Below are 14,938 nucleotides of genomic sequence, written 5' to 3'. Positions count from 1 at the left end.
CTTAATGGCTAGATGGAGAGATACAAAACAAAATAGAAAAACTCAAGAAAATGAGAATACTTCTATTAAGGAAGAAAAGACTCAAGTAGACTCTTCTTCTGTATCTTCGAGACTTCGAGCTTTTTTAACTGACACTTTTTTAATCACTACTCCTATTTTTTATGTAGTAATATATTTTATAATGGGTAGTGGTGAGGCTTTTTCAGAAGATAGAATCCAAGGATGGTCAATAATCCTTATAATTCATCTTTTAATAATTATATTTTTCTGGTTTGTAAAAAACCAAACTCCAGGACTTAAAGCCTATGCACTAAAAGTTGTAGATGCTACAAGTAAAGGTAAAATATCATTAATTCAATCACTTATAAGATATGTAGCTACATTATTTGCAGTAGTATCATTTTTCTTAATATTTTTACCTTTTATTAGAAAAGATAAAAAAACATTTCAGGATTTAATTTCAAACACTATTATTGTTCCTGAATAATGCTATTTTTTAATCTCTCTGCATTTTACTTTTTTTACTTTGCAGCTGTTGGTGTATATGTAATATTTATGCCAAAAGTACTTCATGATATAGGTTATAATGCTTTTGATATTGGTATTATTTTCGCTCTTGCACCTTTAATGAGATTTGCAACTCCTTTTTTATTTTTAAAACATGTTGAATTAAATTTAACTGTTTTTAAAAGTGCTTTATTTTTATCTATATTAACATCATCGTTATTTTATTTTACAATTGATAATTTTTATGCTTTTATGATAAATAATGCAATACTTGGAGTTTGTCTATCCTTGATACTTCCTTATTTAGAAGTTACAGCTATTAAAAATCTAGGAAGTAGCAAATACGGTAAATCAAGACTATTTGGCTCAATTGGATTCATGCTTATATCTTTAGTGCTTGCAAAATTTCTAAGTGAACCAAAAATCGCACTTGATTACTATTTAGCAATGAATATACTAACAGTAATTTTTGCACTTTTACTTGTAAAAAATGATGTAGCCCATGTAAAAAAAGAGGAAGATGAAAGTTTTTCATTTTTAAAGTATTGGCCATTTTGGTTAAGTCTTTTCTTTATGCAAATGAGTTTTGGAGGCTTTTATAACTTCTTTACTATTTATGAAACTGAACATGGTATAAGTTTAGAAATGACCTCATATCTTTGGTCTTTTGGAGTTATTTGTGAAATATTAATTCTTTATTTTCAAGGACCTTTATTAAAAAAGAACTTATTAACTATTATAAAAATATGTGTTGGTATTACTGTATTTAGATGGCTTTTATTATATGCCTATCCTGATTCATTAACTATTACTTTTTTATCTCAAAGCTTACATGCTTTTTCTTTTGGTTTATATCATAGTACTGTAATTATGTTTTTATATACACTTTATGATAATAAAAAACTAGCACAACAGTTTATGTATGGAGTAGCTTATGGATTAGGTGGCTTTGTAGGTGCTTTTGCTGCTGGTTGGTCTTATGGTGAGTATTTATTTGTGTATAGTGCTATATTTGCTTTAGTTTCTCTTATAACACTATTTTTTATTTAGCTCTCATAATCTCTAATTTTCTTTTCTAAGTCCTGAACAATATCAGATAAGTCTCTGATTCTTTTTCTCTGATCTTCATCTTTTAATTTTGAATTTAAAATAGTTTTCTTAAGCTCATCTAGTTTTGATTCTAAATCATTGTTTTTCTTAACTAGCATATCTTTATCTCGTCTTAAATCATGGATATTGCCAACTCTTCCTTCTGCTTCTTTCTTTTTATTTTCCATCTTTTTTAAGTAACTTTCATCCACATTATGCATTTGCAGTTCATAATGGTTTAATTGTCTTTCTTTACTTAAATTTTTTGATTCTAAATCTTTTATTGAAGATTGAAGACTTCCAATATAATTTTCTAATTCAAAGACTCTACAGTTGGATTTATCTAATTGTGTTTCTAGTTTACTATTTTCATTAGCTAATTGTAATTGTTTTTTTCTACTATCTTGTAAATTCTCAATTACTTTTTTCTTGAACTCTCTTTTTTCATTTTCATCATCTGTTGTTAAAAATCTAATGGCAATATATCCAATAATGTCTTTTCCTGCTTCATCATATTGAGGAAATATTGTTGCATTTACAAAATAAGGACTTCCATCTTTTGCTTTATTTTTTACTTTTCCCTGCCATTTTTGTCCAGCTTGTATTGTTTCCCACATTTCTTTAAATGCTGCTTTTGGCATATCAGGATGACGTATTATATTATGAGGTTTACCTAGTAACTCGGATTCCTTATATTGAGCAACTTCACAAAATATTTCATTTACATAAGTAATAATACCTTTTAGATCTGTTTTAGAGACAATTGCAACTTTATTTAAAGCATCAAGATATCTTGTCATTTCTATTTCTTGTGCTGCCATTTTCATATATGAAAATCTCTCATGATGTCTTTCTGCAATTTTTACAAGTAAATCTTTTATAGTAATAGATTTTGAAACATATTCAGTAACATCATACTCAATAGCTTCAAGTAATAATTCTGATTCTAGATACATCGTGTTAATCATAAAAGGTATTTTTTTATGAATTTTTCTTACTTCTTTTAAAAGTTCTATTCCATTAATTCCTGGAATATTTACAGTTGAAATTATAATATCAATTGAATCTTCATATTTTTTATAAAGAGAAAGCGCTTCAATTCCATTATTACATACGTAAACTTTTTTTATAACTGCTTTTAAATTATTAACTAATCTAATTCTTAATGATTCTTCTTCTTCAACATATAAAATTGTTATATTTTCTAAAATATTTGGCATCACATACCTTTATGAATATCTTTAAACTATATTATAAATAATCTCTTTTTTATTTTTACTCTCTTTTATTTCACTAATAACTAAATTATTTATTTTTAGTTTCATCAATTCTTCGATTGAATTTATATTATTTTTTGATATTGTATTTAATATTATACCTCTATATGCCTTAGCCCAATGACTTACTACTTTTCCATCTTTAATAAATTTCATTGTTGTATAAGGTTTACTCAACTTATAAAACTTTTCATAAAAACCTGCTCTTAAATCTAAAACATCTTCGTTTTCTAAATAAGCATCAATAGCAGAAGTAAAATGTTCTTTATAAAAAACTTCTACAGCTTGTCCATCAAGTTTTTCTCCTTGTTTTAGTTTATAATCAGGAAGGCCAGAATCACCTGCTAGAATAGGTCCAAAAAGGTTTGAGAAAATCATCACATTTTCATCAATATATTGTTGCTCATTTTTAGTAAGTTCTTCATATTTTAAATAATCATATGCTACGCCATCATATCTTTGAATAACTTTTTTTGTATTTCTTTCAAAAATATCATTAGAATAATAATCAACAACATCTTGTTTTTTTGTACCAAATAGTTTTATTATTTCATCATTACTAGCTTTATTTATAAATTCTTGATACTTTGTAATTATCTCTAGCCTAGCATCAAATAACTCTGGAAATACAAAACTATTTTTATTAAAACTCTCATCTATTCCATCTTTAAACTTTGCCTCACTAGGCGAAAACAATATTTTCATTTATATCCTTATTAAAAAAAAGTTCCATCTACATAAACCCATCTATTTTCTACTTTTAAAAATCTACTCTTTTCTTTAAAAGAAGCATCTTGTCCATTTTGTAATAATGTTGCTTTAAAAGATACAAATGATTCATCAAGACCATTTATCTCTTCTAAAATATCTAGTGATATAAACTTTGTATTATCACAGAATAATTCTATATCTTCTCTCCATGCTTTTAAATCATCTGTAAAATCACTATTTGATTTATGCGTAGTATTAATAATATATTCAGCTTTTTTTAATGCAAATGCACAAAACCTTGAACGCATTAATTCAACAGCAAGAGTTGGTAATACACCATCATGAAATGGCTTACAGCATTTTTTGTATTTTTTATCAGAGTTGCATAAACATTTAGAGTTTGTAGATATTTTCAAGTAGTGAACCTCTTATTTTTAAGAGATTTTAGCATATTTATGTAAAAAGTTTAGTAGGAAAATCCTACTAAGACTATTTACCTTTATATTCTTTTAAAAGTTTGATTTCAGTTTTTGTAAGTTTTTTACCAGCTTTTTCTTTCATTCTTGCTTTTTTTAATTTTGCAGCAGTTTTTTTAGAAATCTTTTCTTTTTTTGCTTTTGTTTTTTCTTTCACATCAGTTTTTTTAGCTTTTGCTTTTTTATTAATCTTTTCTTTTTTTGCTTTTAATTCATCTTTAGACATATTAGATTTTTTTGCTTTAGAGATTTTATCTTTTCTCTTATCTTCAATCTTCGCTATTTTCTTTTTTTCTGACATTTTTGCTTTTGAAACAGTTTTATTTCCAGTTATGTTTGAAATAACTCCTGGTCCAAAACCTTTTATATTTTGTAAATCAGAAGGACTTTTAATCTTATTTGATTTTCTATATTTAATAATTTGATCAGCTTTAACTGGCCCAATACCTTTAATACTCATTAACTCATCTTTAGATGCTGTTTGTAAATTTATGGCAGCTAACATAAATGAAACACCTAACATTAATAGTAAAACAATTTTTTTCATTTTTTCTCCTTGAAATAATTTAAATTATTATATCTAATTTAATTAAATATTCATAATATTAGAAATTAATTATGTATAAATTGTGAATTAAATTACTTTTTTATATTTTCCAATCCCTGCTTTTCTTTTTATTTCACGTTCAATTATATATTGTGAGTATTTATAATTCCCACCACGAATAATCATTTCTTGATTATCACAACTTGGACAATAAAAAAATACTCTATTATTGCAATAGTTTTCATCGTAGACTAATAGTTCATCGCATTTTGAACATTTAGAATGTAGGGTTTTAATATTTTCTTTATCCCATTCCCAATACCATGGATTTTGAGTATTTAATAAGTTATCTTTTGTATAATGAGTATAATCTTTTTTCGAAAAGAATATGTAGCAAATATAAAGTGTAAAAGATGTACATATTAGTAAAGTATAAAGTATAAAGTATAAATGAATCAGAAATTTTTAATCCTAAGGTAATTTTTGAAATTATACAATACACTTGTATACATACAATATTAAAGGAAGTTAATGTTAAACCAAATACCACTGCAATTAATCTCAAACTTTGCATCTATCGTACTGCTTGGAATATTATTATATAGATACTTTCAATACAAAAAAAATATGGATGTTATTGAAGGTCTTGTTAAATTAAAAGATTCTAATGAATTAAGCGAACAAGATAAAGAATTTATAGACACAAATGAAAATGAGTATAAACTACAAATTATAAAAGCAGAAGGACTTATAAAACTCTCAAAGCCTTTTTTTATTCTAATAGTTGGAGTTATTTTTATATTTTTCCCATTTCAAGATGCCGTGATACATTTAAATGTAGTTGTTGTAGCTTTTATTTTTATGCAAGTTGATAAAACACATAAAAACAATATATATAAGCTATTATTTGATTTAAAGAAAGAAGACTAAACTCTTTCTTTATTCATTTACTAAATATTTTAAACTTTCATGATCTAAGATTGTTATAAAACCCTTCTCATTTTGAATAATTCCATCTTTTTTTAATTTAGAAATTTTTCTTGAAAATGTTTCTGGCGTGATATTTAATATTTGAGCAATTTTTACTTGTTTTAAATTTATTAAAATAGATTCATTATCTAATAAAAATTTTGCAATCTTTTCACTACTGTTTGAACTAATGTTATATGATATAAAACTCTCTAGAGCTTTTATTTTTCTTGTTAATGATTTAATAAAAAAGATTGATATTTCAGGTTTTAATAAAAACTCTTCTTTAAACTTATCATAGTCAATTAAAAGCACTTCTGCATTTGTTTCAAAAGCACAATTTGCTGGAAACTTTACTTCTTCATAATTCGCAATTTCTGCAATAAATGAAGGTGCCATTAAATTATGAATTATTACTTCATTATCTTTATGGTCATGTGTGTATAGTTTAACAACACCTTTTATTAATAAATGTAAATATTTAGAACTATCACCTTTATAAAAAAGTATTTCATTTTTGTTATAACGTTTTTTTATAGATATCTCTTTTAATCTAACCAATTCATCTTTTTCTAAAAAACTGAAAAAATAAAAATCTTCTAATCCTGTTACTTCCATGTTTTCTTCTCTCTTTTTATTGACTAAAATCAATGTTTGCTAATGTATTTTATGGAAAAATATTAAATATAGGTTTAAATAAAGGATTTTTTTATGACAACTGAAAAATTTGAAATAGAAATCAATACATTAAAGAAGTTTTTTGAACTTTATTGTAAAGATAAACATGAAAATCTAGTAGATAAAGAAATTACTTTAGAATATAAAGATAAAAAATTTACTATGAATTTATGTCTTTGTCCTACTTGTCATGATGCAATTAGCTATTCGCATCAACGTTTAATCGAATGTCAGCATGATATAAAACCAAGATGCAGAACATGTCCAACTCCTTGTTATGAAAAACCTAGATGGAAAAATATCGCAAAAGTGATGAAATATGCAGCGATAAAACTAAGTCTTACAAAAGTAAAAAAACGAATTAAGAGTTTATTTTCCTAAACTGTTTAAATTTTACTTTTACCACCTAAGCTCATCTTTTCCTAATTTTTTTAAAATATCATTTGTCTTTGAAAAATGCTTACACCCAAAAAATCCTCTATAAGCTGATAATGGACTTGGATGAACACCTTTTAAAATATGATGTTTACTTGTATCTATAATTTTTTCTTTTTTTATAGCCGAACTACCCCATAATATGAAAATTATATCCTTGCAATTTAAAGATATAAACTTTATAAGATTATCAGTAAATATTTCCCAACCTAATTTATGATGTGACTTTGGTTTTGCTTGCTCAACTGTTAAAATAGCATTTATAAGCAATACCCCATCTTTTGCCCAGGAGTTTAAATCTCCATGTTCGCATACAGACTTTAACTTCAAATCATCTTCTATTTCTTTTAATATATTTCTCATTGAAGGTGGATTTTTAATATCACTTGGAGTTGAAAATGCCAAGCCTTGAGCTTGTCCAACTCCATGATAAGGATCTTGCCCTAGAATTACTACTTTTAAATTTGAAATGGGAGTTAGACTAAAAGCATTAAAGATTTTATCTTTAGACGGAAAAACAACACTTGTACTATATGCCTTTTCTATACTTTTCATTAAATCTTTATAATAATCTTTTTGCTCTTCTTGTTTAAAAAAGTCTTCCCACTTCATATTTATCCTCTTATAGTACGTTTGATTTAATAACCATTAATTTTTCATTACTCATCTCTTCCATTGAATGAAGAATTCCACCCATTCCAAGTCCTGAAGCTTTAGCACCACCAAATGGCATCCAATCAACTCTAAATGCAGTATGATCATTTACCATAACAGCAGTTCCATTTAATCTTTTTACAGCTAATAGAGCAGTATCTATATTTTTTGTAAACACTGCTGCTTGAAATGATACTTCAAGTGAATTTGCACGTGTAAATGCTTCTTCAATATCATCATAAGAGTATAAGCATACTACTGGTCCAAATACTTCTTTTGTAGAAACTAAAGCATCATCTGCTGGATTTAAAATTACAGTTGGTTCATATAAAGAATCAGATATTCTTTTTCCACCTGTTAAAATCTTTGCACCTTTTTCTACTGCTTCATCTACCCATTGCTCAACTCTATTTACTTCATCATTATTAATTAATGGACCTACTTCAGTTTTTGGATCCATTTGATCACCAACTACTAAAGCTTGAGCTGCACTTGATAATTTATTAGCTACTTCATCTATTATATCTTTATGAACATAAACTCTTTGAACAGATACACAAACTTGACCTGCATGATAGAATCCACCTTTTGATAAAGAAGGAATTAACTCATCTAAACAAGCATCTTTTTCAACAATAACAGGTGCTACTCCACCATGCTCTAATGCAACTCTTGTTCCATTAGCTACTTTTGAATTTAAATACCAACCAACTTTAGCAGAACCAATAAACGTTAAGAAATTCACTTTCTTAGACGTTGCTAATAATTCTCCAGCTTCTCTTCCACAAACTACTACTTGTGCCCAACCTTTTGGTAATCCTGCTTCTTCTAATATCTCTATTAATTTTACAGCAGACATAGGCGTTTGAGTTGCTGGTTTAATAATAACAGAACAACCAACAGCAAGTGCTGGAATTACTTGATGAACTGCAAGATTAAAAGGATGATTAAAAGCAGAAACTGCTGCAACTACTCCAATTGGTTCTTTAAAAGTATATGCCATTCTATTAGCAGAACTTGCTGTATGTCCCATTGCAATTTCTTTACCTTCAAATGCACCTAAATGCTCAATTGCTAATTTAACACCATTTATTGCTCTTTGAATTTCCACTTTTGAATCTATATAAGGTTTCCCACCTTCACTTGCACAAAGATTTGTTAGTTCTTCAATTTGAGAGCTCATGATATTCATTACATTTTCTAGAATTTCTACTCTTTTGTACTTTGGTAAATGATTTTTTGTATCTAAAAAAGTATCTTGTGCTAAATCTATTGCTTGTGTTACTTCTTCTACTGAACTAAATGGTACAGTTCCAACTACTTTACCGTCAAATGGTGATGTTACTTCAATTGTATTCATTTTTATTTCCTTATAATTTTATACTAAACATTGTTTTTTTGCTAAAAGATCATTTAAAATCGCATGATTTAATGAGTAATCAACTGCTAAATCTATTAAATGAACACCTTTAGAATTAACACATTTTTCTAATATCTCTTCAAAATCTTCACAAGATTCAGGTCTATAACCATTTGCTCCATAAGATTGCGCATATTTTACAAAATCTGGGTTTTCTAAGTCAAGTCCATAAGACTCAAATCCCATACCTGTTTGTTTCCATTTTATCATTCCATATGCATTATCATTTAAAATTATGATTGTAAGATCAATTCCTAATCTTACTGCTGTTTCAATCTCTTGTGAATTCATCATAAATCCACCATCACCACAAACAGCAACAACTTTTTTATCTGGATTTACCATTTTAGCAGCCATTCCTGAAGGAAGCCCTGCTCCCATAGTTGCCAATGCATTATCTAATAATAAAGTATTAGGTTGTGCACATCTATAGTTTCTTGCAAACCATATTTTATATACTCCATTATCTAAAGTAACAATATCCTCATCATCTAAAATACTTCTAATACTTCTTACTGCTCTTTGAGGAAGAATAGGGAATCTTGTATCTGCAAAGTATTTATTTAAATGTGTTTTAATTTCAACAATCATTTTTTTGAAATATTCAAAATCCCAATGGTCTTGTGGTGAAATTGCTGTACTTAAACTTTCAATATTTGTTGCAATATCTCCTAAAACATCTAATTGTGGGAAATAAGTATCATCTACTTCTGAAGGTAAAAAATTAACATGAATTACTTTTGTAGCACCTTCATGGTTATCCATAAAAAATGGTGGTTTTTCAATAACATCATGTCCAACATTGATAATTAAATCAGCTCGTTCAATTGCACAATGAATAAAATCATCTTTTGATAATGCTGCTGTACTTAAACAAAGTTTATGGTTTTCATCAATAACACCTTTTCCCATTTGTGTAGAAAAGAAAGGTATTCCTGTTTCATTTACAAAGTTTGTAAGTGCATTTCCAATTCTTGTTCTATTAGCCCCTGCCCCTATTAATAATAGTGGCATTTTAGCTTTTTCAATCATCTTTACAGCTTCTAAAATTGAATCTTTTTCTGCTTTTGGATATTTGAAATTTTGAACAGGATAAATATTTAGTTCAACTTCTTCAGCTGCAATGTCTTCAGGTAATTCAATATGAACAGCACCTGGTCGCTCTGTTGTTGCAATTTTAAATGCTTCTCTAACCATTGAAGGTATATTATCACCATTTACGACTTGTTTTGCATATTTTGTCATAGGTTTCATCATATTAACAATGTCAATAATTTGAAATCTACCTTGCTTTGATTTTTTAATAGGCTTTTGACCTGTTATCATCATCATAGGCATTCCACCTAATTGTGCATATGCTGCACTTGTTGCAAAATTTGTAGCCCCTGGGCCTAAAGTTGAAAGACAAACTCCAACTTTTCCTGTTAGTCTTCCATAAGTAGCTGCCATAAAACCAGCTGCTTGCTCATGTCTTGTTAAAATAAGTTTAATATTTGATTCTCTAAGTGCATCTAAGAAGTCTAGGTTTTCTTCACCTGGGATTCCAAAGATGTACTCAACATTTTCGTTTTCTAATGCTTTTATAAATAATTCTGATGCGTTCATTTAATACTCCTTTAAAAATTTAATGATAATCATACTCAATATCTCTTGAAAAGTTCTTAATTTTTTAGTTTTTTTATAGATTATTGAATATTATATCTGTATTTAATAATTATTCATATAATTTTAATGATAATTCATATACTATTCGCGTATATAAACAAAAGGCTAAACATGAAAAAAATCGCTATGATACTTGTTCTTGTAATTGTATTACCACTTGTATATTTAATCATTACAAACTATAACAATGTACCAAAACTAGACGAAGATGTAAAAGAAAAATGGTCACAAGTTCAAAACCAATATAAAAGAAGAGCAGATTTAATTCCAAATCTTGTATCAACTGTAAAAGGTTATGCAGCTCATGAAAAAGATACTTTTATAGAAGTAACAGAAGCTAGAAGTAAAGTTTCTCAAATGAATATAAATGCTGATACTTTAAATAATCCAGCTGCAATGCAACAATTTACTCAAGCACAAGCAGGACTATCTGGTGCTTTATCAAAGTTAATGCTAGTTGTTGAAAAATATCCTGACTTAAAAGCAAATGCTAACTTTATGGCTTTACAATCACAACTTGAAGGAACTGAAAATAGAATTACAGTTGCTAGAAAAGATTTTATAGCATCTGTTAAAAAATATAATATTGAATTAAGAACAATGCCAGGGAAACTTGTAGCTGCAATTGCTCACCCAAGTGCAAGTGTAAAAGAAACATTTAAAGCAACACAAGCAGAACAAGAAGCTCCAAAAGTTCAGTTTTAGTCATGTATATCAAGGAAGAGCATAAACAAGCCATTTCTAAATCAATTGAACTTTTAGAGTCTAAAAGTTCAGCTGAATTAGTTGCAGTTGTAGCAAAAAGAAGTGCAACTTATAAGTATGCATCTTCTGTAATAAGTATAATTATAGTTTGTCTACTCTCTTTACTTTGTTTATTCTTTGATATTTCTACACTACTTTTAATACAAACACAAATACTTACATTTTTAATATTACATTTTATCTTTAATAGATTTGAAAATATCATATTATTCCTACTTCCAAGTTTTTATAAAAAAAATATAGCAAGTAAATATGCAAATACACAATTTGAAAATCTTCGATTAAATAGAACAAAAACAAAACAAGCTTTAATGTTCTTTGTAAGTATTGATGAAAAATATGTTGAAATTATTACAGATGAAAAGATATCTGAAAAAATTTCTAATGATTATTGGCAAGTAATCGTAGATGAATTTATAAAAGATGTTAAGAATAATGAGTTATCAAAGGGTTACTTAAAAGCTATTGATTCATGTAGCACATATTTAATCAAAGAGTTTCCAATAAAAGACGATGATGAAAATGAACTTCCTAATGATGTAATAGAGTTGGTTTAAAATATGAAAAAGATATTACTAATAATTCTTATACTTTCAGGTTTTGTTTTTTCTTCTTTTGCAAATATTACTGATTCTTTTCCCAATCTTTCAGGAAGAGTTGTAGATAATGCAAAACTTTTAACAAAAGACCAAATAAAGACTTTATCTTCTATTTTAAAAGCACATGAAGAAAAAACTTCTAATCAAATCGTAATTGTTAGTCTTAATTCTTTAGAAGGATATGATATTGCTGATTATTCTTATCAACTTGGAAGATATTGGGGAATTGGTCAAAAAGATAAAGACAATGGAGTATTACTCGTAATATCTCTAAATGATAGAAAACTTCGTATTGAAGTTGGCTATGGATTAGAGGGTGCGTTAACAGATAAAATTTCTCATGAAATTATTGAATATACTTTAAAACCAGCTTTTAAAAAACAGCAATATTACATAGGTATAAACAATGCAACAGAAAAAATTATTGAAGCTATTAATGGAGAGTATACAAATCATCCACAAGCCCAAATAAATGATAATACAAATGAGTTTATACCTTTAGTATTTTTTGCAATTATATTTTTATCAGTTTTTGGAAATTCATTTTCAAGAGCTTTGAGAAAACAGACTTTATATAAAGTTACAAAATCTTCAATACCTTCATCTTTTTTTGCTTTTTTTGTATATGCAATGGGTTCTGCATTTACAGCATATAGTTTAATTCTTGCACTTATTATTTTTATAGTTGTATTTGTATTTAATTTTATAAATACAAAAGATGTAGATTTTGATAAATTAAAAAGTATAAAAAGTAACTCTTCAAATAACTATACTTCAGGATATGGTGGTAGTTTTGGAAGAGGAGGTTTTAGTTCATCTTCTGGTGGTTTTGGTGGTGGCGGTGGCGGCTTTGGTGGTGGTGGTGCAAGTGGAGGCTGGTAGCCTTACTTGCAGTCATTTCTATTAAGTAAAATAAATAAAATATTTTCTTCTTCTTGATTATAGTAATCTATTCTAACTTTTCCATTTTTATTTAAAAATACTCTAATCAAATTTGATTTACACATATTTGTAACTTCACTTCTTTTCATATATTCATAGAAACTTTGTTTCGCATAGAGTTTTGCAACTAAATAAGGTTTAAAATCTTCGGCAACTTTTTTATTCTCAGGAATTAAATACTTTTTCATGCCATAAGTTTTACCTTCGAAAAAAGTCTCTTTAGCAACTGTAATTTCATCTAATCTTCTTGGTAATTGTTTACCAATCATTTGAGCTAATACTTCTGCCATTTGTTCTGTACTTAACTTATCAAAACCTTTTTCTAAATTATTAGCATTTAGAAAACTAAGTAATATAAATATATAAACTAAAATTTTCATCAATTGTTCCTTTATTAATCCTATTATAAAATGAATCTATTAAAATGTCAACAAAGGATTTTTATGTCACAAAAAGCAGTAATATTTGACCTTGATGGTACACTAATTGACTCATTAGAAGATTTAGCAAATTCAGTTAATCAAACACTAAAAGAGTTTGGTTTTAATACTCATGAAATAAATGCATATAAATATTTTATAGGTGATGGAGTAAAAGTTTTACTAAAAAGAGCTACAAATGAGAAAGAAAATGAGGAAACTATTGAAAAACTTCACAAAAGATTTAAAGTGATTTACAAAAAAGAAATAGATTCAAAAACAAAAGTATATGAAGGTATTCATCAACTTTTAGGTAAATTAGAAAATCAAGCTTATCCTAAAGCAATATTATCAAACAAACCACATAACTTTACGCTAGATTGCATGAACAAGTTTTTTAGTGATTATTCATTTGTAAATATTTCAGGACAAAAAGATAGTATTGCAAAAAAACCTGATGCAAGTGCTGCTTTATTAATTGCAAAAGACTTAGAAAAAGATGTTAAAAATATATACTTTGTAGGTGATACAAAAATTGATATGCAAACAGCTAAAAATGCAGGGATGATTGCTATTGGAGTTCTATGGGGATTTAGAGATGAAAAAGAGCTAAGAGATAATGGTGCAGATTTCATCGTATCAAATACAGATGAACTCTACGATATTTTAATCTCTTAGTATTTTAATCTATACTTCTAATTCAAAAAAAGTTTCATCAACTTTTTCATATTTAGCCACAGAACAAGTGATTTTTGAAGCATTATCATAATCACTAAATTCTGTTATAAATAGTTTTTTTAATTTCTCTACATCTGATGTTCTAAAAATAAAATATCCTAAGATATCATTGCTTCTTGAACCTGGTTTTTCAATACCAAAACTATCAAACTTCCAGTCTACACCTTTTGAAAAGAAAAATACTTCTTTTATTCTTTCTTTTAATTCTTTTCGTACATTATCATTAAATGATTTTAAATGAATATAAAATGCAACATTAACGTTGAATTCATCTTGAACTAGTTTTTCTTTAATTGTTTTACTCATTTTTGTCCTTCTTTATTTATCTAAATTAAAAATATTACGATAATTCTCTTCTAATGGAGTTTTATCTTTATAATCAATAATATCTCCAATTTCAATATCAATTGTTAAATCTTTATCTCTTTTATTTATTGCTTCTTTTAAAATCTCATTTGCATTTGTTTTAATAAAAATAGGCAAAATAGCTAGTCTATTTTTTAAAGCAATAATTCTAGCACCCTCTTTAAAAGATGATATTGGTGTATTTTCTTTATTTCTAGTACCTTCAGGAAAGATATATATAGAGTCTCCATTTGAAGAGACCTCTTTTAATCTTTTAAAAAATGAAGACATGTTTTTAGATTCTCTATCTAAAAGAATAGAGCCAGCATTTCTTGTAAACATCCCAAAGAAAAAAGAGTTATATAACTCTTTTTTAGCAACCCAATAACCTCTAATTTTTGTATTAACTAAAGCACTTTCAATTATCAAAGGATCAATAATACTTTTATGATTTGAAATCAATAAATATTTACCATCTTCTGGTAATTTTTCTTTATTTATAACATTTATATTTATTCTTAATTTTGAAAATAAAGTACTTGAATACTCTTCCCTAAGAAGCATTTGCTTTTCTTTTGTTTTCGCATTTTTAAGAAGAAAACCAAACTTATTTGTTAAGTAAGTTGCATAAATTGCCATTGTTATAAGTTTGAAATTCAAATATTGTCCTAATAATTTTTAAAGTGGCATTTTATCTAAATA

General features: G+C 26.9%; 19 protein-coding genes. 8 read left to right on the top strand and 11 right to left on the bottom strand.

All coding sequences use genetic code 11. The features are described from left to right. Positions 1-4 precede the first annotated feature (4 nt). Together D3Z07_RS10205 and D3Z07_RS10200 are read left to right on the top strand one after the other, a co-directional pair. Complete coding sequence (locus D3Z07_RS10205) at positions 5-487, top strand: RDD family protein (protein WP_076089028.1); 483 nt, start codon at positions 5-7, stop codon at positions 485-487. Further along, a complete protein-coding gene (locus D3Z07_RS10200) occupies positions 487-1,557 on the top strand; it encodes an MFS transporter (RefSeq protein WP_076089030.1) in 1,071 nt (356 codons plus the stop codon). Before D3Z07_RS10205 ends, D3Z07_RS10200 begins: the two co-directional genes overlap by 1 nt. On the opposite strand, the gene D3Z07_RS10195 is transcribed toward D3Z07_RS10200, so the two are convergent. The 4 genes from D3Z07_RS10195 to D3Z07_RS10180 all read right to left on the bottom strand — a co-directional run bounded on the left by D3Z07_RS10195 (position 1,554) and on the right by D3Z07_RS10180 (position 4,607). After that, positions 1,554-2,816 (bottom strand): response regulator, encoded by a 1,263-nt coding sequence (locus D3Z07_RS10195; protein ID WP_076089032.1) that lies wholly within the window; start codon positions 2,814-2,816, stop codon positions 1,554-1,556. The genes D3Z07_RS10200 and D3Z07_RS10195 overlap by 4 nt on opposite strands. A 21-nt stretch (positions 2,817-2,837) precedes the next feature. Continuing rightward, positions 2,838-3,578 carry a YaaA family protein gene (locus D3Z07_RS10190; RefSeq protein WP_076089034.1) on the bottom strand — a complete coding sequence of 247 codons (741 nt, stop codon included), beginning with the start codon at positions 3,576-3,578 and terminating at the stop codon, positions 2,838-2,840. An 11-nt stretch (positions 3,579-3,589) separates the two neighbouring features. Next, positions 3,590-4,000: a YchJ family protein gene (locus D3Z07_RS10185; RefSeq protein ID WP_076089036.1), complete on the bottom strand. Its 411-nt coding sequence runs from the start codon at positions 3,998-4,000 to the stop codon at positions 3,590-3,592. A gap of 73 nt (positions 4,001-4,073) precedes the next feature. After that, on the bottom strand, positions 4,074-4,607 hold the full coding sequence (locus tag D3Z07_RS10180) for a ComEA family DNA-binding protein (protein ID WP_076089038.1): 534 nt from the start codon (positions 4,605-4,607) through the stop codon (positions 4,074-4,076). A gap of 531 nt (positions 4,608-5,138) precedes the next feature. Between D3Z07_RS10180 and D3Z07_RS10175 the strand changes: the two genes are divergently transcribed. Beyond that, on the top strand, positions 5,139-5,537 hold the full coding sequence (locus tag D3Z07_RS10175) for a hypothetical protein (protein ID WP_076089042.1): 399 nt from the start codon (positions 5,139-5,141) through the stop codon (positions 5,535-5,537). Between the two features lie 9 nt (positions 5,538-5,546). Here D3Z07_RS10175 and D3Z07_RS10170 read toward each other — a convergent pair whose 3' ends face one another. Next, positions 5,547-6,194: a Crp/Fnr family transcriptional regulator gene (locus D3Z07_RS10170; RefSeq protein ID WP_076089044.1), complete on the bottom strand. Its 648-nt coding sequence runs from the start codon at positions 6,192-6,194 to the stop codon at positions 5,547-5,549. 93 nt (positions 6,195-6,287) lie between these two features. On the opposite strand from D3Z07_RS10170, the gene D3Z07_RS10165 reads away from it, so the two are divergent. Next, positions 6,288-6,635: a nitrous oxide-stimulated promoter family protein gene (locus D3Z07_RS10165; protein ID WP_076089046.1), complete on the top strand. Its 348-nt coding sequence runs from the start codon at positions 6,288-6,290 to the stop codon at positions 6,633-6,635. Positions 6,636-6,653: 18 nt separating this feature from the next. Here D3Z07_RS10165 and ung read toward each other — a convergent pair whose 3' ends face one another. From ung to D3Z07_RS10150, 3 genes are read right to left on the bottom strand one after another with little or no spacing between them, the layout of a single operon-like run. Beyond that, a complete protein-coding gene (gene ung, locus D3Z07_RS10160; RefSeq protein WP_076089048.1) occupies positions 6,654-7,301 on the bottom strand; it encodes a uracil-DNA glycosylase in 648 nt (215 codons plus the stop codon). A gap of 10 nt (positions 7,302-7,311) precedes the next feature. After that, the gene (locus D3Z07_RS10155; protein ID WP_076089050.1) at positions 7,312-8,703 is read right to left on the bottom strand and encodes an aldehyde dehydrogenase family protein; all 1,392 of its coding nucleotides are present in this window, start codon (positions 8,701-8,703) and stop codon (positions 7,312-7,314) included. 18 nt (positions 8,704-8,721) lie between these two features. Then, positions 8,722-10,368: an acetolactate synthase large subunit gene (locus tag D3Z07_RS10150; RefSeq protein ID WP_076089052.1), complete on the bottom strand. Its 1,647-nt coding sequence runs from the start codon at positions 10,366-10,368 to the stop codon at positions 8,722-8,724. 171 nt (positions 10,369-10,539) lie between these two features. Here D3Z07_RS10150 and D3Z07_RS10145 point away from each other — a divergent pair, with 171 nt between their 5' ends. From D3Z07_RS10145 to D3Z07_RS10135, 3 genes are read left to right on the top strand one after another with little or no spacing between them, the layout of a single operon-like run. Next, on the top strand, positions 10,540-11,133 hold the full coding sequence (locus D3Z07_RS10145) for a LemA family protein (RefSeq protein ID WP_076089054.1): 594 nt from the start codon (positions 10,540-10,542) through the stop codon (positions 11,131-11,133). A 2-nt stretch (positions 11,134-11,135) separates the two neighbouring features. Next, positions 11,136-11,750 carry a TPM domain-containing protein gene (locus tag D3Z07_RS10140; RefSeq protein ID WP_076089056.1) on the top strand — a complete coding sequence of 205 codons (615 nt, stop codon included), beginning with the start codon at positions 11,136-11,138 and terminating at the stop codon, positions 11,748-11,750. 3 nt (positions 11,751-11,753) lie between these two features. Continuing rightward, positions 11,754-12,674 carry a TPM domain-containing protein gene (locus D3Z07_RS10135; protein ID WP_122893807.1) on the top strand — a complete coding sequence of 307 codons (921 nt, stop codon included), beginning with the start codon at positions 11,754-11,756 and terminating at the stop codon, positions 12,672-12,674. A gap of 2 nt (positions 12,675-12,676) precedes the next feature. Here the strand turns inward: D3Z07_RS10135 and D3Z07_RS10130 are convergent, their stop codons facing one another. After that, positions 12,677-13,114: a hypothetical protein gene (locus tag D3Z07_RS10130; RefSeq protein ID WP_076089060.1), complete on the bottom strand. Its 438-nt coding sequence runs from the start codon at positions 13,112-13,114 to the stop codon at positions 12,677-12,679. 63 nt (positions 13,115-13,177) lie between these two features. On the opposite strand from D3Z07_RS10130, the gene D3Z07_RS10125 reads away from it, so the two are divergent. Next, positions 13,178-13,831 carry an HAD family hydrolase gene (locus D3Z07_RS10125; protein WP_228200542.1) on the top strand — a complete coding sequence of 218 codons (654 nt, stop codon included), beginning with the start codon at positions 13,178-13,180 and terminating at the stop codon, positions 13,829-13,831. A gap of 9 nt (positions 13,832-13,840) precedes the next feature. Here the strand turns inward: D3Z07_RS10125 and D3Z07_RS10120 are convergent, their stop codons facing one another. Beyond that, positions 13,841-14,197, bottom strand: coding sequence for a hypothetical protein (locus D3Z07_RS10120; protein ID WP_122893806.1), 357 nt, complete (start codon positions 14,195-14,197; stop codon positions 13,841-13,843). Positions 14,198-14,209: 12 nt separating this feature from the next. After that, positions 14,210-14,896: a lysophospholipid acyltransferase family protein gene (locus D3Z07_RS10115; protein WP_122893805.1), complete on the bottom strand. Its 687-nt coding sequence runs from the start codon at positions 14,894-14,896 to the stop codon at positions 14,210-14,212. Between the last annotated feature and the right edge of the window lie 42 nt (positions 14,897-14,938).

Source organism: Arcobacter peruensis (genome assembly GCF_003711085.1).
Taxonomy (GTDB): Bacteria; Campylobacterota; Campylobacteria; order Campylobacterales; family Arcobacteraceae; genus Poseidonibacter; species Poseidonibacter parvus.
The sequence above is the reverse complement of the archived record's forward strand: the minus strand, read 5'-3'. Positions and strand labels throughout refer to the sequence as shown.